General features: G+C 42.1%; 21 protein-coding genes. 15 read left to right on the forward strand and 6 right to left on the reverse strand.

Going from position 1 to position 20,725, the window contains the following annotated elements; translation table 11 throughout:
- Window positions 1-28: 28 nt before the first annotated feature.
- The 5 genes from IE337_RS00565 to IE337_RS00585 form a co-directional block, all read right to left on the reverse strand.
- Complete coding sequence (locus tag IE337_RS00565) at window positions 29-223, reverse strand: hypothetical protein (protein WP_191136436.1); 195 nt, start codon at window positions 221-223, stop codon at window positions 29-31.
- A 1-nt stretch (window position 224) separates the two neighbouring features.
- The gene (locus IE337_RS00570) at window positions 225-569 is read right to left on the reverse strand and encodes a hypothetical protein (protein WP_191136437.1); all 345 of its coding nucleotides are present in this window, start codon (window positions 567-569) and stop codon (window positions 225-227) included.
- A 282-nt stretch (window positions 570-851) separates the two neighbouring features.
- Window positions 852-1,796 carry a nucleoside hydrolase gene (locus tag IE337_RS00575; protein WP_191136438.1) on the reverse strand — a complete coding sequence of 315 codons (945 nt, stop codon included), beginning with the start codon at window positions 1,794-1,796 and terminating at the stop codon, window positions 852-854.
- Window positions 1,797-1,811: 15 nt separating this feature from the next.
- Window positions 1,812-2,732 (reverse strand): ribonucleoside hydrolase RihC, encoded by a 921-nt coding sequence (gene rihC / locus IE337_RS00580; protein WP_057744981.1) that lies wholly within the window; start codon window positions 2,730-2,732, stop codon window positions 1,812-1,814.
- Between the two features lie 27 nt (window positions 2,733-2,759).
- A complete protein-coding gene (locus IE337_RS00585) occupies window positions 2,760-3,986 on the reverse strand; it encodes a NupC/NupG family nucleoside CNT transporter (RefSeq protein WP_112468715.1) in 1,227 nt (408 codons plus the stop codon).
- 559 nt (window positions 3,987-4,545) lie between these two features.
- Between IE337_RS00585 and IE337_RS00590 the strand changes: the two genes are divergently transcribed.
- The 4 genes from IE337_RS00590 to IE337_RS00605 are packed head-to-tail and all read left to right on the forward strand — an operon-like array spanning window position 4,546 to window position 8,072.
- Complete coding sequence (locus IE337_RS00590; RefSeq protein ID WP_191136439.1) at window positions 4,546-5,769, forward strand: betaine/proline/choline family ABC transporter ATP-binding protein; 1,224 nt, start codon at window positions 4,546-4,548, stop codon at window positions 5,767-5,769.
- 3 nt (window positions 5,770-5,772) lie between these two features.
- Window positions 5,773-6,459, forward strand: a complete 687-nt coding sequence (locus IE337_RS00595) for an ABC transporter permease (protein ID WP_057744990.1) — start codon at window positions 5,773-5,775, stop codon at window positions 6,457-6,459.
- Entirely contained in the window at window positions 6,459-7,382 is a 924-nt protein-coding gene (locus IE337_RS00600) for an osmoprotectant ABC transporter substrate-binding protein (protein WP_112468711.1), read from the forward strand. Before IE337_RS00595 ends, IE337_RS00600 begins: the two co-directional genes overlap by 1 nt.
- A 12-nt stretch (window positions 7,383-7,394) precedes the next feature.
- Window positions 7,395-8,072: an ABC transporter permease gene (locus IE337_RS00605; RefSeq protein WP_270622029.1), complete on the forward strand. Its 678-nt coding sequence runs from the start codon at window positions 7,395-7,397 to the stop codon at window positions 8,070-8,072.
- 80 nt (window positions 8,073-8,152) lie between these two features.
- Here IE337_RS00605 and IE337_RS00610 read toward each other — a convergent pair whose 3' ends face one another.
- A complete protein-coding gene (locus IE337_RS00610) occupies window positions 8,153-8,683 on the reverse strand; it encodes a GNAT family N-acetyltransferase (RefSeq protein ID WP_057744997.1) in 531 nt (176 codons plus the stop codon).
- A 158-nt stretch (window positions 8,684-8,841) separates the two neighbouring features.
- Here IE337_RS00610 and IE337_RS00615 point away from each other — a divergent pair, with 158 nt between their 5' ends.
- The 11 genes from IE337_RS00615 (at window position 8,842) to upp (ending at window position 20,687) form a co-directional block, all read left to right on the forward strand.
- Entirely contained in the window at window positions 8,842-9,555 is a 714-nt protein-coding gene (locus IE337_RS00615) for a MucBP domain-containing protein (protein WP_191136440.1), read from the forward strand.
- A gap of 30 nt (window positions 9,556-9,585) precedes the next feature.
- Complete coding sequence (manA, locus tag IE337_RS00620; RefSeq protein ID WP_191136441.1) at window positions 9,586-10,551, forward strand: mannose-6-phosphate isomerase, class I; 966 nt, start codon at window positions 9,586-9,588, stop codon at window positions 10,549-10,551.
- 106 nt (window positions 10,552-10,657) lie between these two features.
- Window positions 10,658-12,010, forward strand: coding sequence for a Mur ligase family protein (locus tag IE337_RS00625; RefSeq protein ID WP_191136442.1), 1,353 nt, complete (start codon window positions 10,658-10,660; stop codon window positions 12,008-12,010).
- Window positions 12,011-12,013: 3 nt separating this feature from the next.
- Window positions 12,014-12,721, forward strand: a complete 708-nt coding sequence (locus tag IE337_RS00630) for a type 1 glutamine amidotransferase (RefSeq protein WP_057745009.1) — start codon at window positions 12,014-12,016, stop codon at window positions 12,719-12,721.
- Between the two features lie 144 nt (window positions 12,722-12,865).
- A complete protein-coding gene (locus IE337_RS00635; RefSeq protein WP_191136443.1) occupies window positions 12,866-14,923 on the forward strand; it encodes a DUF805 domain-containing protein in 2,058 nt (685 codons plus the stop codon).
- Between the two features lie 140 nt (window positions 14,924-15,063).
- Window positions 15,064-15,687 carry a thymidine kinase gene (locus IE337_RS00640; RefSeq protein WP_057745023.1) on the forward strand — a complete coding sequence of 208 codons (624 nt, stop codon included), beginning with the start codon at window positions 15,064-15,066 and terminating at the stop codon, window positions 15,685-15,687.
- 11 nt (window positions 15,688-15,698) lie between these two features.
- Window positions 15,699-16,781: a peptide chain release factor 1 gene (gene prfA, locus IE337_RS00645; protein WP_057745025.1), complete on the forward strand. Its 1,083-nt coding sequence runs from the start codon at window positions 15,699-15,701 to the stop codon at window positions 16,779-16,781.
- A gap of 3 nt (window positions 16,782-16,784) precedes the next feature.
- Entirely contained in the window at window positions 16,785-17,645 is an 861-nt protein-coding gene (prmC, locus tag IE337_RS00650) for a peptide chain release factor N(5)-glutamine methyltransferase (protein ID WP_191136444.1), read from the forward strand.
- A 2-nt stretch (window positions 17,646-17,647) separates the two neighbouring features.
- The gene (locus tag IE337_RS00655) at window positions 17,648-18,673 is read left to right on the forward strand and encodes an L-threonylcarbamoyladenylate synthase (protein WP_191136445.1); all 1,026 of its coding nucleotides are present in this window, start codon (window positions 17,648-17,650) and stop codon (window positions 18,671-18,673) included.
- Window positions 18,674-18,767: 94 nt separating this feature from the next.
- Window positions 18,768-20,018: a serine hydroxymethyltransferase gene (gene glyA / locus IE337_RS00660; protein ID WP_191136446.1), complete on the forward strand. Its 1,251-nt coding sequence runs from the start codon at window positions 18,768-18,770 to the stop codon at window positions 20,016-20,018.
- 39 nt (window positions 20,019-20,057) lie between these two features.
- Window positions 20,058-20,687 carry a uracil phosphoribosyltransferase gene (gene upp, locus IE337_RS00665; protein WP_057745035.1) on the forward strand — a complete coding sequence of 210 codons (630 nt, stop codon included), beginning with the start codon at window positions 20,058-20,060 and terminating at the stop codon, window positions 20,685-20,687.
- Window positions 20,688-20,725 lie beyond the last annotated feature (38 nt).

Genomic DNA, 20,725 nt, shown 5'->3' on the forward strand with positions numbered 1-20,725 from the left:
AAGCAGCAGACTTTAAGTCTGCTGCTTTTTATTTTGTGTAATCGTCGGGATCGTTATTTGGATCACGTAGTAATTTTTCAAGTAGGTAAAAAACAAGGGCTTCAAATAGTGCCAAAACAACGAAAGTGATGCGTGCCCATGTCTGTGGAAAGACAAAAACAAGCGCGAATGTGGCAAGCGGTAAGATTACGGTGATACCGCGCCAAATGACTTTTGCAATCATATTAATTCTCCTGGTATTGGGTAATTATATTTTCAACTTGTGCTAGCGTCGAGCTTCGATATGAACGTGTTGGCTGCATCAATGTTTTAATATCAGATATATTCAGTGATGTCTTTGCTAGAATGACCGGAATTAGCTCTGGTTGCTCGCGTAAGGCCTTAGCAATGTGGCCTTGTTGTTTGATGTGTTGTGCTTCAAAATACGCAAAGAAGAGCAGACACGCCCAAATTGTGATAAGCGTAATCAAAAGATTTAATTGAAATACGTGTTGGCTATTTTGTAATAGCAATAATACGCTGATTAAACTGGCATAAATACTAAAGCGTATATACGGGTTTGTTTTCATAGCTGTTTCAACCTCGACATGTCTCTTTGCATTGATTGTAGCACATTTTGAAGCATTTCATATGCTGATATCTAGGTTTATAAACAATGTTGATAGATGATTAACTGCATGCCTGGTTTGATAATCAAATTTCTGTATGAGTAATGGTACCAGTGCCCTTACAAGAAGAATTGCTTGACTGCGTCTAATTGTGATGATTACTTAAATAATTACGATTAGCAACCATCAGTGATAATTTTACAGAAAAACACCCGCTGCAATTATTGCAGCGGGTGTTTTTGTTTAACCTAGAATTTGGTTTGTGTAGTTCATAAAGCGATCAAGATAATCTGCAGTATCAACTTCAACGGCGGCAAAGTCTGTTTTAACAGGATCTAACGCACGTTCTGGATCACCAATGGTACGTCCATCTTCGTGGGTTACCATCATGTTGATTGGTAACAGAGTCACCAACTTTGGATCAACCGCAACACCAACAGCTAGTGGGTCGTGTAGGGCGGCACCACGCTTATCGATATCCAAACGATCATACGCCTCAATATAGTAGTCGAAAATGTCAGCAAAGACACGACCTTTTTCTGTACCTAAGTCACGCCACTCTTGGGTTTCCTTTTTGGTCAAAAGGGTTTGCATTGTGACATCAAGTCCAACCATAACCAAGTGCTTAGCATGCTTATAAACATAATCAGCTGCTTCTGGGTCTTGGTTGATGTTGGCCTCGGTGTAAGGTGTGACGTTACCAGGAACAGTCAAGGCACCACCCATTAAGGTAATGTTACCAATGAGGTCGATGATTTCAGGATCTTTTTGCATCGCTGCCGCAAGATTAGTTAATGGACCAGTTGGCACAATAATCAAATTGTCTTGGTAGGTATGCGCTGCTTCAATCATGAAATCAACAGCAGGTGTTGTTTCAACTGGGCGGGCAGCCGCAGCCAATTCAACATCACCAATACCGTTTTTTCCATGAATATCCATTGAGATTTCCATTGTTTCAAAACCATCGGTTGTTGAAGAATGACTAAAACCTCGATAAACAGGAACATCGGTTGCGCCAAGCAATTCCAACAGCTTTAAGCTATTTTCAGCAGCGGTATCAACCAAAGTGTTTCCATAAGAAGCAGCGATTCCAATCAAATCAGCATCAGGTGTGGCGAGCGCGTAAGCAATTGCTAGTGCGTCATCAACCCCAGTGTCTAAATCAAGAATCATTTTTTTACGGGCCATGGGTTTCTCCAATCTCTATTTGTTCATTGCGGCAACTTGTTCCAAGAACCAAGTATTGAAAGCTTCGGCATTAATACCAACACCAACGTTTACGTTCGTGTAGCCAGGTTCATGCCAACGATATTGAAAATCAGCAACAGTCGCACCGATGGCGGGGCCTTCGGTAACCACATCTACTGCGAATGGCTTAGTTTCGATGACGCTAGGGTCAACAGCATACAAAATCGTATTAACGTCGTGCATTGGCTTACCACCAACATGCACATCTTCATAAGCGGTAACGATACCGTACAACATTTCACCAGCAGGACCCATTTCACGTAACGTGTTCGTACTCTCTTCAGTAAGGAGAGCGTTCAATGTCACGTCTAAACCAATCATTGTGATGGGTAATTCACTTTTGAAAACAATTGCAGCGGCATCTGGATCAGTGAAAACGTTGAATTCAGCAACTGAACTCACATTACCACCAGAAATTGAGCCACCCATTAAGATGAATTCCTTAATCAAAGGCTTATCTTCAGGATGTTGTTGCAAAAGCAAAGCTAGGTTAGTGTATGCGCCAGTTCCAATAATTGTAATTGGCTCAGCACTTTCATTTAAAACTTGGTGAATAGCTTCCACGGCATCAATGGCAAGTGGCTTGGTTGTTACTTCAGGGAAGTCGTAACCAGGCATACCAGATTCGCCATGAATATAAGAAGCATCTTTGAATTCGCGCTTCAAAGGTGCTTTGGCACCTTGCGCAACCGGAATATCAGTTCGGTCAAAAAATTCAAGTAGTTTAAGTGAGTTGTTGGTTGTCTTTTCAACACTGACATTACCCGCAACTGCAGTAATTAATTTAACATCTAAATCGGGACGATTAACAGCAACCGCAATGGCGGCAGCGTCATCAATTCCGGGATCCATATCTAAAATGACAGGTTTTGCCATGTGGTATTCCCCCTTGTTAGACAATGATTACCAAACGAATAGTCCGGCAGCAGCAGCTGAAAGTAATGAAACCAAGATACCTGAAAGTAGCATCTGTGGTACGTGGGCTGCAATGTAATCATTCTTTTCCTTTGAAACAAGTCCCTTGAAGGCACCTAGAATCATACCAACTGTACTGAAGTTAGCAAAGCTAGTAAGGAAGACAGTCAATACGGCCTTGGCGTGTTCGTTAGCGAACAAACCTGTTCCGGCCATGATGTCCTTAGAAATCTTACCCATAACAACGAATTCGTTAGTAACCAACTTCGTTCCCATGAATTGGGCAATTTGGAAGGCTTGGTTTGTATCGAAACCTAGCAACCAAGCAAATGGGAATAGGACAACACCGAAGATGTTTTCCAATGACAACCAGTGCAAACCAGTTAAGGCAAAGACCTTGTCGATGAATCCAGCCAACGCAACGAAGGCAATAACAGTGGCAGTGATGATCAAAATCAAACGACCAGCGTTCAAGATTGAGTCACCCAAGAATGAGAAGAATGGTTCGCGCTTCTCACCTTCTTTGTGAATTGAGGCAATAGTATCTTCTTCAGGTGAAACCTCAACTGGGTTAAGTAATGAAGAAATTACGATTGCACCCAAAATGTTTAGGGGTACAGCGGCCATAACGTATTGACCGGGAACCATGGCAGTATAGGCACCAAGGATGGCGGCCGTCACACAGCTCATTGACATCAAAGCCAATGTGTAGTTACGACGAGCGCTCATAGCGTTCAATTGGGCACCAGAAACGGCAAGCACTTCGGTGTTACCAAGGAACATCATTTCAACTGAGAAGAAAGCTTCAAACTTTGGTTGTCCAGTAATGAATGATAATCCACGACCAATCCACTTAACCAACCATGGCAAGATACCAAGGTAAGTCAAAATGTCAAACAATGGCACAACAAGCAACATTGGAAGCAATGCACTTGTTACGAAGTTTGGCATACCAGTCGTTGGCTTCAACCAATCAGGTAGGGCGAAGGCAATACCGATGTTAGCGGCTTGAACAATCCAAGCAAAGGCATCGGCAGCACCCTTAACAATATCTTGACCAATACTGAACTTCATGAAGAACCAGGCCAACAACAATTCCAAAGCAACAACCAACAAAATGCGTGACCACTTCACGTTTTTGCGATCATTTGAGAATAAGAATGCAATGCCTAAAAAGACAAAGATACTTAAAAAGTTAACGATAATGTAAAACATTATAAATAGTCCTCTCTGTACTCCTAAAAAGTAGAAAAAATAAAATAAGTTACGCTTAAGATTATAGCAGAGAGTCGCGGTGTATAAGGGTTTTGGTATCAAATAACACAGTTCTGAAATATTATCTTAAATGTTTCTAAATATTAAAACGATTAACCTGTTTTTTTGCACAGCTTATCCACAGGAAAGTTCGGAATTTAATCGTGAATCTATGAACTGGGAATCGTTATCCTTCCGGTTTTACGTGAATTATTGCACATTCTCGCATTGTAATTTCGGCTGTGTAAAGTTTTTCTTTACGATTTTACTAATAGTAAAATTAAGTAAAATGTGATTAAACAATATATATTCAAATGTAAGCTTAGTGACGCATAATATGGCGGGTTTTAAGGTCTAATGTATTTATAATGTATGAATAAATTTATTAACGTAACTAAATGCTATTTAAAAGTAATTGATTTGTAATTTTGCAAAGATTGTGTAAAGATAGATTATGTATAAGTGATACGTTCGGCGTTTCAAGCGCCAACGTTGAAAAATTTGGGACGAGGTAGAGTTTATGAGTGGATTTATTGAATTTCAAAATGTTTCCAAAGTGTATGACGGCGCTAAAGTCGCAGTGGAAGACATTGATTTGAGTTTTAATAAGGGGGAGTTCATTTGTTTCATTGGTACGAGTGGTAGTGGTAAGACAACCCTTATGCGGATGATTAACCGAATGAACACACCAACTTCAGGAAAAATTTTGGTAGATGATAAGGACGTAGCAACTTTAAATCCAGTTGAGTTACGTCGACGAATTGGTTATGTGATTCAAAGCATTGGTTTGATGCCGCACATGACGATTCGTGAAAACATCACCTTAGTACAACGTCTTTTGAAAGTGGATGAGGTCGAACGTGAAAAGACGGCCAATAAGATGATTGACTTGGTTGAATTGCCCCGTGAAATGTTGGATCGTTATCCTTTTGAGTTATCAGGAGGACAGCAACAACGTATCGGGGTTGTGCGTGCTTTGGCTGCAGATCAAGATATCATTCTAATGGATGAACCGTTTGGTGCATTGGATCCAATCACGCGTGAATCTTTGCAAGATTTGATTAAATCATTGCAAGTCAAATTGGGTAAGACTGTTATTTTCGTGACCCACGATATGGATGAAGCTTTGAAGCTTGCTAATCGTTTGGTTGTGATGAGCCACGGACATGTCATTCAATTTGATACACCTGATAATGTTTTGCGTCACCCAGCCAATGAATTCGTTGAAGAGTTGATTGGTGAAGAACGTCTATTGCAAGCGCAACCAGATGACACGCAAGTTAAGACGATTATGAGTAATGGTGCCATTACCATCCACACAGATCGTTCATTGAGCGACGCCATCACAATTATGAAGGAAAAGCGTGTTGATTCATTGATTGTGACTGATAACGCTGGTGTGCTAAAGGGTGTTGTTGATGTGCAGAACTTGAATAAGCAACGCGATCGCGCTTCAAGTGTGGGTGACATTATGGTTGATGTCCCATACGTTAAGGAAACCGACCTTTTGAGAAATACGTTGCAACGTATTTTGAACCTTGGTTTGAAGACGGTCCCAGTTGTTGATGACCAAAAGCATGTTGTTGGTATTTTGACACGTTCATCATTAGTTGACTTGGTTTACGATACAATTTGGGGAACTTCTGCTTCCGACACCGATGCAGATAAAGCAGCCAAGGCTGATCAATCTGAAACAACAGCCAATGATGGAGCACCAGCTACTACTGACGCCAAGGAGGTATAGTCGATGCAAGCCTTTATTTCAGAATACGGTTCACAAATTCTAACGAAGAGTGGCCAACATATCTATATTTCGGCAATCGCCTTATTCTTTGGAATCATTGTTGCTGTACCAGCTGGAATTGCGCTAACTCGTGCAAACAAGTTAGCGAATCCCATTATAAATGTGGTTAGTGCGTTACAGACAATTCCATCTTTGGCGCTTCTAACTTTGATGTTACCAATCTTTGGGATTGGGCGTACGCCAGCGATTATTGCGCTATTTATTTATTCTTTACTTCCCATTCTGCGTAATACGTATTTGGGTATGAGTAATGTGAATGACGAATATCGTGATGTGGCTCGTGGAATGGGGATGAGCAATATGCAGTCAATCTTTATGGTCGAATTGCCAATTGCTCTACCGACTATTATGGCCGGAATCCATTTGTCAGCCATCTACGTTATTTCTTGGGCAACCCTAGCTTCATATATTGGCGCTGGTGGTTTGGGAGACCTTATCTTCAGTGGTTTGTACAACTACCAACCAGAATTGATTTTCGCTGGAACAATTCCAGTTACAATCATTGCCTTGGTTGTTGATTTCTTATTATCTAAGTTGGAACGAATCATGACGCCAAAGGCGTTCATTTTGCAACAAGATATGGCCGATAAACAACAAGCCCGTGAAGATGCAGAACGGAGGGCTCGCTAATGACCACTCAGAAAAAAGTACGTAACATTGTTATTGGGGTCGTGGCATTTATTGTTTTGCTAGCCGGATATTTCTGGCTGATGCCACCTCAAACTGAGAATAAGCCAATTACAGTCACTGGTGGAATTACATCAGAAGCCCAAACACTGGGAAGCATTAATGCTGATATGATTTCACACTATACTGGTCGTCCAACTCGGGTCATTAATAACTTGGCGACGACAACAATTAATCAGAAGGCGATGACTAATGGCGACGCACAAGTTTCAGCGGCCCGATATACCGGAACCGACTTGACGACGACGTTGGGATTGCCAGCTGAAAAGAACCCACAAAAAGCCTTCAACACAGTGCATGATCAATTTGAAAAGAAATATAATGAGACATGGTTCCCATCATATGGATTTGAAAATACGTATGTGTTCTTGGTACGTAAAGACACCGCTAAGAAGTACAACTTAAAGACTGTTAGTGATATGGAAAAAGTTGCCGATAAGCTGAGCCTGGGGGTTGATACCGCTTGGGTGACGCGTCAAGGTGATGGTTATGATGGCTTTAAAAAGACCTACTTCCCATTCAAGTCAATTCACCCAATGCAAATTGGTTTGGTGTACACGGCTGTGGCAAGTAAGAAGATGGATGTTGTGCTGGGATACACCACTGATGGGCGGATTGGAAGTTACGATTTGACAATGCTTAAGGATGATCGTCACTACTTCCCACCATATGATGCATGTCCAGTGGTTGATAATGTTACCTTAAACACAACGCCTGGTTTGAAGAAAGCTATGACCAAGTTGTCAGGTAAGATTGATACCAAGCAAATGCAACAATTGAACTATCAAGTCGATAACAACTTGAAAGAACCTTCAGTGGTTGCAAACGATTTCTTGCAAAAACATAATTATTTCGAAGGAGAGTAAAGCACAATGGATATGGCGAAGATGAACATTTTTCAACAATTTATTGCATATTTTGCTCAAAACGGAAGTTATGTGTTTGAGCAGTTTATGCGACATTTCTTAATGTCAGTTTACGGGGTATTGTTTGCCGCTGTGATTGCTATCCCGCTGGGGATTTATATTGCCAACCGCCACACGCTTTCCAAGTGGGTGATCCGGCTTGCTAGCATTATTCAAACCGTTCCATCATTGGCTATGGTTTCAATCTTGATGCTTGCAATGGGGCTTGGTGTTAAAGTTGTCTTAATGGCGACGTTCTTATATGCCCTTTTGCCAATCTTGAGTAATACCTACACTGGAATTAATCAGGTGGATCGTAACGTGTTAGATGCCGGAGAAGGAATGGGAATGACCGGTTGGCAACAGCTATATATGGTTAAGTTGCCACTGTCAATTTCCGTTATCATGGCTGGTTTGCGGAATGCCTTGGTACTAGCAATTGGTGTGGTTGCAATTGGCGCCTTTGTCGGTGCTGGTGGCTTGGGTGATATTATCATCCGTGGTACGAACGCGACAAACGGTGGTGCCATCATCTTAGCTGGTGCATTGCCAACGGCCTTTATGTCAATCATCGCTGATTGGGGTATGGGAAAAATTGAAAAGTTCTTGGATCCTGCGACACAAATTCGTCGTAAGCGGACACAAGGTTAATCAAAAAAGAGCCAATCATTATGATTGGTTCTTTTTTGTAATAAACAGGCGTGTCTCCTGATGGAGACACGCCCTTTATTTTATTCAGTTATTGGCAGCGCTAGGCTGTATGCCCAGCGGATGTCATTGACGTTGCCGTCCATACAAACAGTGCAGTTATATGTGAATCCAACTTGCTTAATGAGCCGTTGCATCCGCTGATTCAAGGGATGCGTATCAATGCGTATTGCTTGGAAGCCAAGGTAGTTAGTCCAGGTGAGCAGATTAGACATAAAGATTTGGCCAAGGTGTTGACCCCGGAAGGCACTCGAAATGGCAATGCGATGCAAAGACACGTACGGGGTGACATCGTCTGACCACTTACCATCCAGCGGGATGGTGTAATTTGGTTCTGGTGTTTGCCGAATGACGGCATAGCCAATGACAGCGATGTCGTTGACCAAAACATAGGCTTCACCACTCAGAATATCGGCTTTAATTAACGCTTCATCAGGATAACCGTCCTGCCATTGTGGCACGCCGTCAGCTTTTAAATTAGCCTGTGCCTCATGAATGATGGTCATAATTTGGGATAAATCTTGTACTGTCGCGGGGCGCGTCAATGGAAGCATGCTGATACCGGTCCTTTATAAAATTTGTAAGGTTTAATACTTACAATTATACAAAGAATGTGTGTTGACGTATAATTGAATTTGAAGCAAGCTGCGTTAAAGTGTTGCTGGATTCGTTTTTTTACGATGTAAAATACATGCAAAAAAAGGAGAGACTGATGGCAGAAATTGAATTAATGGGGATGCCAGTCTGGGTCTATGCTAAAAATATCGATGATCAAAAACCAGTTGCACCCAATCAATTAATTACAGGACATGTGGGGGAGCCTTACCAGGTTGAACCAGCTGAAATTGATGGCTACACTTTTGTTAAAGCAAAAGGGGAAACAAATGGTGTATTGAATGATGAAATGCATACGGTGACATTATATTATCGTCCGGCCCACTATCTGGAAGCTCAAAAGCTGACAAATAAGTACTTGCATATCAAACAACCTGTGGTAACGTACCTCGAAATGAACGGCGAACAAGATGGCTCGAATTTGTGGCCAGATACGGTGGTGCCAGTTTCAAGTCGTGTGGCTACACAAGATGGTACATTCTGGTATGAACTTGCTGATTCGCGTTGGGTACCATTTTCAATGCAAAATATGCAGTTATCAAGTGAGCGTGGGGATCGCTCAGACGATCAACCAAGTTGGTTAAAGAATAAAGTCTGGGATACTAAGAAAATTTCAGTGATGGGGGTCATTGATTTCATTCCAAACCAGACGCTAAATGTCTATGACCAGCCTTATGGTCAAGTCATAGGACAACTTGCCGACGGTACGCCGGTAAATCTGATTGAAGAAGTGACGGATGGTGCGGGTAACCTGTGGTATCACTTGGACCAGTACGGCTGGGTGTCGAGTTTGTACGTAAAAATTAAATAAACATATTAAACATTTGGGGAGATGAGCAATATGACAGAAATACTTGTATTACAAGCTGATTTGCACGAAAAAATGTGGGGCGGTACGGCTTTACGCGATTTGTACGGGTTTGATATTCCAAGTGATCACACGGGGGAAGCTTGGGTTGCTTCTGGGCATCCTAATGGACCAACTTGGATTAAAAATGGTCGCTTTAAGGGCAAGACGTTAGTTGAGGTTTGGCGTCAACATCCAGAGCTGTTTCAAAATGCACATGGGGTAAGACCTTTTCCACTATTGGTTAAGATCCTAGATGCACATGAAAACTTATCGGTTCAAGTTCATCCGGGTAATGCATATGCAGCAAAGCACGCCCATGAGTTGGGCAAAACAGAGTCGTGGTATATTTTGGCAGCTAAACCAGACGCTGAAATTTACTTTGGCCATCATGCACAGACACGGGCTGAATTTAGTCGGATGTTAGAACAGCGTGATTGGGAGCGTTTGTTAAGGAGGGTGCCAGTGAAGGCTGGTGACTTTTTCTATGTACCAGCAGGTACTTTGCATGCCCTGGGCGCTGGCGTAGTGGCCTTGGAAATTCAACAATCTTCTGATACCACGTACCGTGTATATGATTTTGATCGTATTGATCAGACTACAGGGTTCCACCGGAAATTAGACTTACTAGATGCCAAGGCAGTAACACAGGTGCCCTTTGCACCTGTTACACCCAAGCAAACAACGAAACAAATTGGTGGAGCAACGTGTACGACGTTAGTCCAAGCAGAATATTTCAATGTGCAAGATTACCATTTAGATGGCACATGTACGTTAGCCCCAAGCGATAGTTATCAAATCGGGGTAGTTGTATCCGGTAAGGTAACCATACAGAGTAAACGTGATACTTACAGCTTTACGCCGGGGATGAGTTTTATCTTACTCGCCGATGGCAGTGATTGCATGGTGACGGGGACAGGTGAATTTGTGCTAGCGACTCCTGGACCGGCCGCAAAATAAATAAAAAATTAAGTGATAATGGTGTTCAGCAAAACGAACAAAATGTTACACTTAGTGCTAGCAATTTAAAGTGATTATGCTACGGCATAATAAAAAGGAGTAAGACATGAGTTTAAGAAGTTCATTGGCAACCTTTGTCGGAAATAGTTCATATTTTGTGTTGCACAATGTGCTCCACCGCGGAGGCACATCATTACCAGGAAAATTGGCAATTAAAATTGATCCAAATGTTATGACGACATTGGCTGAAAAATACGATGTCATCTTAGTGACTGGAACTAATGGTAAGACGTTAACCACCGCTTTGGCGACCCGTGTCTTGCGTGAAAAATATACTGACGTCATCACGAACCCATCAGGTTCAAACATGATGCAAGGAATCACTGGGACCATGCTCACAGCCAAGCCTAAGAAAAATGGGCAAAAGCCAGTAGCAATTCTTGAGGTTGACGAAGCCAATATGGAAGAGGTCGCCCGTCAATTAAAGCCGAAGGCGTTTGTTTTGACGAACATATTCCGTGATCAATTAGATCGTTATGGTGAAATTTACACGACCTATGAAAAGATTCTGAAGGGGATTCGACTATTCCCTGAAGCGACGGTGATTGCCAATGCGGATTCACCAATCTTTATGCGTGGTAATTTGCCTAATCCAAAGGTTTACTTTGGTTTCAAGACAGAATCTGAAACCGGGGACATGCGTGCACCATATAACACAGATGGGGTTTTGTCACCCACTGACAATTCCGTTTTGCACTATCACTACATTACCTTTGCGAACCAAGGTTCTTATTTCAGCAAGACTGATGATTTCAAGCGGCCTGAACTGGATTATGCCGTCACCAAGTTAAATGAGTTAACACCACGTTATTCAAACTTTGACATTGATGGTCAAACTTACCAAATCGAAATTGGTGGAGAATATAATATCTATAATGCTTTGGCAGCTTACACCATTGGTCGTTACATGGGTGTTTCACAAGCGCAAATCAAACATGCTTTTGAATCAAATGCACAGATTTTTGGTCGACAAGAAGCAGTTAAAGTTGACGATAAAGATGTCACTATCGTTTTGATTAAGAATCCAGTTGGGGCTAATCAGGTCATTCAAATGATGGCTTCTGATGATCAACCATTCTCAGTCATTGCTTTACTAAACGCTAATTACGCTGATGGTATTGATACAAGTTGGATTTGGGATACCGAATTCGAAGATTTGGCCAAGACTAACATGCAAGCTATATCAACAGGTGGTGAGCGTTACAAGGATTTGTATGTTCGTATTAAGATGGCTGGCTTCGGTGACCAACCAGTCTATGAAGACTTGACACGGATTGTGGCAGCTATTAAAGCGCAACCGACAGAACACGTCTATGTCGCCGCCACTTATACAGCAATGTTGCAATTGCGTGAGCAGTTAAAGCAAGCTGGTTACATTAAAACTGGAATGGAGGGCTAATCAATGGCGGAATACACTTTACAAACAGCGCACCTATATGGTGACTTGATGAACACGTATGGTGATTACGGTAATATCGTTGCCCTAAATTTCTATGCTAAGCAACTAGGTGTGGCCGTTGAAACGGATATGGTTTCACTTGGTGATGATTTTGATGATACCAAGTATGATTTTGTCCTTTTTGGTGGTGGTCAAGACTATGAGCAAATGGTGGTAACCAAAGACTTGCCTAGCAAGGCGCCAGCAATTAAGCGCTACATTGAAGATGGTGGGACTTTCCTTGGCGTTTGTGGTGGTTTCCAATTATTAGGAGACTATTTCGTTTTGGCTGATGGTACGCGTGTTGAAGGAATCAAGGCGATGATGCATTACACGTTGAATCAGCCAAACGGTCGATTCATTGGAAATGTGACGATCGAAGATCCAACTAATGGGGATATCTATCATGGTTTTGAAAATCACCAAGGGCGTACATTCCTTGATGATAAGGAACGTCCTTTGGGGATGGTCAAGCAAGGTAAGGGAAACAATGGTGAAGATGGTGGAGAAGGTTTGGTCTATAAGAACACTTACGGAACCTACTTCCATGGACCTATCTTGACGCGTAACGGAAATCTAGCCTTACGTATGTTGCAAAAGATGCTTGAGCGTCGCTATCCCGATGTTGATTGGGCTAGTCGCGTTTCTGAAATCGAACCTGAATTCTATTAATAAAGACGAAAAACGCGCACATATTTGTACGCGTTTTTTTTATAAAGAATTTTAGATGAAAAACATGAACACGTCATGGACTTTGTTTGCTAGAATAATATATATTAATATGTTTTTATTATTTTACAATTGATAGGAGAAACAATGGAATTTTTTCATTTGATTGGTCGTTTTTGGACCAAAATGTTTACATATGATGAAGATGATACAAGAACTGAGTTCTTTGTGGGATTCATTGCGAATTTAATTATAGTGATACTGCTTTACCTTATCGTGATGGTGGCGGGTGAAGGTTTTTTTGGTCAAACTAACTTTGAAGATGCCTTTTACGGTGGTTTGGTCATTGGAATCCCAGTAACGCAATTACTATTCTTTATGGCATATATTAGTGCCATTTGGCGGCGACTAAATGATACACGCTTTAGTTCATACTGGACGTTTGCTGTCATTGTACCGGTATTACAATTGATACCGTGGATTATGACCTTTTGGCCCTCTGAATATTTAACGGATGAAAGTGACAATATCTTTTTAGATGACGCCAATCAAGAAATTGACGCAACTGTTTTTGAGCGTATTAAATTGCAAGATATCTATCCAGATGAGCTAGGCGTAGAGATCTTGGCAATCTTTATCTATGGGATGTTAGATGAATTAAGCGATGATTATAGTGGTGTTGATACGGGTGATTTATCAACTGCACTTTATCACATGATGAGTGAGAATTATACATTAAACCAAGTGCGTATTTTAGATTTCATAAAGGAGCTTGAAGAGCATGTAGCTGAAGATGATGATCCTTTTACCAAACGTGCTATGTCTCGCGGACGTGAAAGCTACTTGTTGAGTTTGAATGAAACCGATATTGAAATTATGGATAAGTACGTCAAGTTGTATAAAAGTGCTTTAGAACGCTTTGGTGCCACACAAGAAGGTGGATTAGCAACTTATCAGCATAGAATGTATGCCCAAGATGATGCACAACAAATCGCAGATATTTCTGTAGAGAATAAAGGTGAAATTCAAGACGTAAGCTTTATTCCTTACGAGCCAAGTGCGTCAAGTGATTCTCTGGACGCTGAAGTAGAGACGGAAGAGATTGGTGAACCGAATCATAATGATATTGATGTCGAAAAACAATCAAATGAATTGTTGGTTTCGGCCCTAGAACTAGTTGAGGGAATTGGTGGAAATTGGCAAGACATGTGGATTTTGTTTGATGATGCCGTTAGTGCTGAAGAGTTGGCTATTGATATTTGGAAGCGTCAATCTGATGGTCAAATTGTCTTGCTGACACAGCCAGCTGCCGAAGCGCAAACTGGAAATATGCCGGAAATTCGAGCCAAATTACGCCATGACGCTGAATTATTGAATTTGGAAGTTCAACAAACTCAAGACGAACCATTTACGACGGCTCTATTACACTATGCCATTAATGAGAATGAAGACATTTCTGGTAAGTTAAAGTATGACTATACACCGTGGGAAGATGCAGAAAATTTCACGCAAAAAGATATTCTTAATTTCTATCTGAATCATACAACTGGTGCATTGTATGTTGAAAATACCACCCAAGATGAGGCAGCTGTTACCGTTAAAGTCATGCAAGCATTTAGTAATGCGCATAAGGTGGCAGATAGCAAAGTGACAGATAGTGATGCCGAACCAGACGTTAAAGAAGGCGATATGGATCAAGCTTTACTAAAGGCTGCGGAGCTAGGTGAAAAACAGATTAACGCAATTGATAAAACTTGGAAAGAGGCGTGGTTGTTATTCTTGACGCATGAAGATGAACAATCAATCAGTTTGTGGTGGCAGGATTCAGATGGAGATGTTTCTTATTTCCCGCATTATGCTTATGTAAATGATTTGACGTATGATGACCAGATGGACATTAATTTGGATTTGTCTGAGGTGTTAACAGAAGCGACAATTGTCTTAGATGACGCACACCAACCGACTTTTAAAAATATGATGGTCCATTGGTCAAAAGATGCTCAAGGTCGAGTGCACGTTGAGTATTATTGCGATGATGTTGATTGGCATGCAACGCAATTTGATGACGAAGAGGTCACGAGCTACTACATGAAACAGGCATTGGGGACCGAAGAGATTCCGTATTTTTCAAATGATTTGAAAGAGACATCTAAAATGATGAATTATGCGAAGCGCTTTGCATCACGTTGGTATAGCGTAAAGTAGTCTAGGGTAGCATAATCAATAAAAATAAAGCAGTTAAACAGATTGGGTGTTTAACTGCTTTTTTTCTATCCGCAATTTGGTTATACTGTTAAATGAGTGTTAATCGGCAAAATTATCTATTAACACCGAAAGGAGTCAGGATGGCACAGTTGTTTTTCCGTTATGGCGCAATGGCCAGCGGTAAGAGTATTGAAATTTTAAAGGTCGCTCATAATTATGAGGTCCAACAACGCAATGTCTTGTTGTTAACGAGTGCGCTCGATAACCGGACTGAAGTCGGGGAGATTGCATCACGCATTGGTTTAACCCGTCCAGCCGTTGCGATTACAGATCAAGATGATTTGTTTGCGTTGATTGATCAACAAGATGATATTGCGGCTGTGCTGATTGACGAAGCACAATTTATGACCAAGGAACAAGTCTTGCAATTGACCCATGTGGTTGATGAATTGAACATTCCAGTGCTTACTTTCGGGTTGAAAAATGATGCTTTTAACAATTTATTCCCAGGATCAGAAGCCCTTTTGATTTATGCGGATAAGATTGAAGAAATGAAGACGCTATGTTCATTTTGTGGTCGTAAAGCAACGATGAACTTGCGTTTAAATGATGGTGTGCCAGTGTACCAAGGCGCGCAAGTACAAATTGGTGGAGATGATTCATATCTACCTGTTTGCCGCCGTCACTATAACCACCCTGATTTAGAAGCGATTGCACGCCGCTCACAGGACTCTGGTTTTACAGCAGCTGCAGAATTTAAATAGGAGAACAAACGATGGATGAAATTTTTGAACGACTACAGTCAGTCGTAGATCGTTATGATGAAGTGAATGAAATGCTTTCTGATCCAGATATCATTTCAGATACCAATCGTTTTATGGAATTGTCAAAGGAAGAAGGACAATTACGTGAAACAGTTGAAGTTTTTAAGCACTACCAAGACGTTATTCAAGAAATCGCAGACGACAAGGAATTGTTGAATGAAGATTTGGATGCGGATATGGAAGAATTGACTAAGGGTGAACTAAAGGAACTTGAAAGCGAAAAGTCTGAATTAGAAGAACGCTTGAAGATTCTATTGCTCCCTAAGGATCCTAATGATGATAAGAATATTATCATGGAAATTCACGGTGCTGCTGGTGGTGATGAAGGGGCTTTGTTTGCTGCGGATTTATACGAAATGTACAGCCGTTATGCTGAACGTCAAAACTGGAATGTTGAAGTCATTGATGAAAACAAGACTGAAATTGGTGGATACAAAGAAATCGTTTTGATGATCACAGGAAACAACGTGTATTCAAAGTTGAAGTATGAAAACGGGGCCCACCGTGTGCAACGTGTGCCTGAAACTGAATCAGCAGGACGTGTTCACACATCAACTGCCACAGTTGGGGTAATGCCTGAATATGAAGACGTTGATATTGAAATTGAAGACAAAGACTTGCGTGTCGATGTTTATCGTTCATCTGGAGCTGGAGGACAGCACATTAACAAGACGTCATCTGCCGTGCGTATGACCCACTTGCCAACGGGAATCGTTGTGGCGATGCAAGACCAACGTTCACAACAACAAAACCGTGCCAAGGCGATGGAAATTTTGAAGACACGTGTGTACGATTACTACGCTTCACAAAACGAAGCTGAATATGCCGAAGAGCGTAAGACAGCCGTTGGTACTGGTGATCGTTCTGAACGTATTCGAACATACAACTATCCGCAAAACCGTGTGACGGATCACCGAATTGGTTTGACTTTGAATAAGTTGGATCGCATTATGAACGGTGAATTGGACGATATCATCGATGCACTTGTGATTGCTGATCAAACGGCTAAACTTGAAGATTTGAAGCAAGGTTAAGTTATGTTTGATGAACAATGGACAATTCAAGCCGTCAGTGACTGGGGAAATTGGCAACTCGAGCCATATGTCCATGATCAAGATGAACGCCAAGCGCAAATCGACTATCTCTTAACGGGAATGTTGGACTGGAATTATAGTCAATTGGCCAATAATGCGAATACGATTTTGGAAGATGATTTGCGTTTGCGTTTTATGGTTGCTGTTGACGCGATTAAAGGTGGGCAACCGGTGCAATATGCACTAGGACATGCAGCTTTTTATGGTCGTGAATTCCAAGTAGACCGACGCGTCTTGATTCCACGCCAAGAAACTGAAGAATTAGTTGATTGGGTTTTGCGAGACCATCCCAAAGCGACAACACAATCAGTCTTGGATATTGGTACTGGATCAGGGGCGATTGCTGTGACCATTGCAGCTGAACGGCCAACATGGGATGTAACAGCTAGCGATATTTCTAGTGAGGCTCTTGAGGTGGCGCAAGCCAATGCCAAACAATATGCACCGCAAGTTGGCTTTCTTCAAAGTGACCTTTTTGAAAATATTAAGGGTCAGTATGACGTGATTATTAGCAATCCGCCATATATTGCTGAAGATGAACGTGCTGTGATGGATGAAAGTGTATTGAACTTTGAACCGGACCAGGCTTTGTTTGCTGAAGACCAAGGGTTGGCAATTTACGAAGCGATTGCTCCGGAATTGTTGGCATATTTAAAGCCAAATGGGGAGGCTTATTTTGAAATTGGTTATCAGCAAGGACAAGCGCTCGTTGATCTCTTTAGTCAATTGCCAGCGACACAAGTAACATTGCAACAGGATATGAGCGGGCATGACCGCATGTTGAAGGTTGCAAGAAGGGGGTAAGTATGGAAACTAAGATTTGGACACCGGATGAATTGCCAGCAGCAGTCCGTGCGATTAAGCGCGGATCGTTGGTCGCTTTTCCAACGGAAACCGTTTATGGCTTAGGCGCTGACGCTTTCAATGAGAAAGCAGTCGGCAAGGTCTACGCTGCTAAAGGGCGGCCATCAGACAATCCGTTGATTGTCCATGTGGCTGACCCAGAGCAAATTGACGCATTTGCGCAACGCAATGAATGGGCTGATAAGTTAATTACGGCATTTTGGCCTGGACCTTTGACGATGATTTTGCCAGTTAAACCTGGTGCTTTGTCAGCAACGGTCACGGGTGGGCTAGACACCGTAGCCATTCGAATGCCAGATAATGATTTAACAAGAAGCTTGATTCGGGAAGCAGACACACCAATTGTTGGGCCGTCAGCCAATACATCTGGCCGTCCTTCACCGACAATTGCCCAACACGTCTATCATGACTTGCATGGCAAGATTTCAGGGATTTTGGATGGTGGCAGTACACGCATCGGGGTTGAGTCAACTGTGATTGATCTTTCTACGGATGTGCCAACGGTTTTGCGTCCTGGGAAAATCACACCTGAACAAATTGAAGTTATTTTAGGCACTGATGTGGAGGCTGGACAACATGCAGTTAAAGCCGACGAAGTGCCTAAAGCACCCGGAATGAAATATCGCCATTACGCACCAGACAAAGATGTGTATATGGTTACCGAAGATGAATGGACGCAAGCCATTATCTGGGCGCAGTCACAATTAGATCCTGTTGGGATAATGTTGACGAATGACTTAATTGCCGAACATCAACTATCAGGGATGGATTTCGTGTGGTCATTAGGGCCAGATGCAGATTCAGCTGCAGCGAAGTTATTTGCCGGATTACGTCATTTTGACGCGCAACCTAACGTCAATACAATTTTGGTTGCTAAGATGCCGGAAACATCAGCAAATGCTGCTTACAATAACCGCTTAAATAAAGCGGCTGGTGGGCAAGATGTTTCTGAATTGTTAGAATATTAGTTCTGTTTTAAAGATAATGTACGGAAATCAATGTATTTTTCAACAAAATATTGTATAATGTACGTATATTAATCTTTGGAGGGCTGATGCCAATATGACAAATTACCGTAGCTATGATCCTGAATTGTGGGAAGCCGTTGATCGAGAAGCAGATCGACAAGAACATAATATTGAATTGATTGCCTCTGAAAATATTGCCTCTGCCGGTGTCCGCGCCGCGCAAGGAAGTATCTTGACCAACAAGTATGCTGAAGGGTACCCTGGTAAGCGTTACTATGGTGGAACGGAATTCATTGACCAAGTTGAACAACTCGCCATTGACCGCGCCAAGGAATTGTTTGGTGCTGAATATGCGAACGTTCAACCTCATTCTGGGTCACAAGCCAATGCTGCAGTTTATGCTGCATTGCTTGAAACTGGAGATGAAGTGCTTGGAATGAGTTTGGATGCTGGAGGGCACTTGACTCACGGTGCTGCGGTAAACTTCTCTGGTAAGGTCTATAACTTCCATGAATATGGATTAGATGAAAACGAATTACTAGATTATGATCAAGTGCAAGCTTTGGCGGATGAATATCACCCTAAGTTAATTGTCGCTGGTGCTTCAGCTTACTCACGGATTATTGATTTTGATCGTTTCCGTAAGATTGCTGACTCAGTTGGCGCTTATTTGATGGTTGATATGGCACACATTGCCGGACTTGTTGCGGCTGGTGTGCACCCATCACCAATCGGGATTGCTGATGTTGTGACAACGACAACCCACAAGACCTTGCGTGGTCCACGTGGTGGCTTGATCTTAGCCAATGAAGAACTTGGTAAAAAGTTGAATTCTGCAATCTTCCCTGGAACGCAAGGGGGGCCTTTGGAGCACGTGATTGCTGGTAAAGCGGTTGCTTTCAAGGAAGACCAAGATGATAGCTTCAAGGCCTATGGCCGACAAATTATTGCGAATGCCTCAGCGATGGCTGAAGTATTCAATGCATCAAAAACGATCCGCGTTGTTTCGGGCGGAACTGACAACCACTTGTTTAACCTTGACCTAACTGAAACAGGTATTTCAGGTAAGAAGGCGCAAAACTTGTTGGATTCAGTTCACATTACAACAAACAAGGAAGCCATTCCAAATGACCCACGTAGTCCATTTATCACATCTGGTATCCGTATCGGAACGCCAGCGATTACAACACGTGGGTTCAAAGAAGCTGAAGCAGCTCAAGTCGCTGAACTTGTGGTGCGTGCTTTGGAGAATTCTGAGGATGCTGCTATTCTTGCTGAAGTTGCCGATGACGTACGGGCTTTGACGGATCGTTTTCCATTGAGTAAAATTGAACATGCTGAGTAGTGGCATGTAAAAACTAAAAAAGTTTGGAGAATGAACGTAATGAGTAATTTAACTGTGTTTGAACATCCTTTGATTCAACATAAACTAAGTATTATCCGTAACAAAGAGGTGGGAACAAAAGAGTTCCGCGAGATCGTTGATGAAATTGCTTCATTGATGGCCTACGAAGTTACCCGTGACTTGCCAATGACGGAAGTTACAATTGAGACACCCGTAGCCACAACGGAAAAGAAGACTTTGGCAGGTAAGAAGTTGGCGATTGTACCAATTTTGCGTGCAGGTCTAGGGATGGTTGATGGAATTATGAAGTTAATTCCAGCAGCGCGTATTGGTCACATTGGCATGTACCGTGATGAAGAAACGCTTGAACCAGTTGAATACTTTGTTAAGTTGCCAGATGACATTGATCAACGAGAAGTTTTGCTTGTTGATCCAATGTTGGCAACGGGTGGATCAGCTGACATGGCGATTGATGCTTTGAAGAAGCGTGGTGCCAATAAGATCAAGTTGATCACACTTGTTTCTGCTCCTGAAGGGGTTGCGGCTGTTCAAAAGGCCCACCCTGATGTGGATATTTTCACAGCTAGTGTTGATGATTATTTGAATGAAGATGGTTACATCGTCCCAGGTTTGGGTGATGCTGGTGACCGTTTGTTCGGTACACACTAATAAAAAATGCAAAAAGCTTATCTCGACGAGATAAGCTT

Source organism: Weissella viridescens, from assembly GCF_014789145.1.
Classification (GTDB): domain Bacteria; phylum Bacillota; class Bacilli; order Lactobacillales; family Lactobacillaceae; genus Weissella; species Weissella viridescens.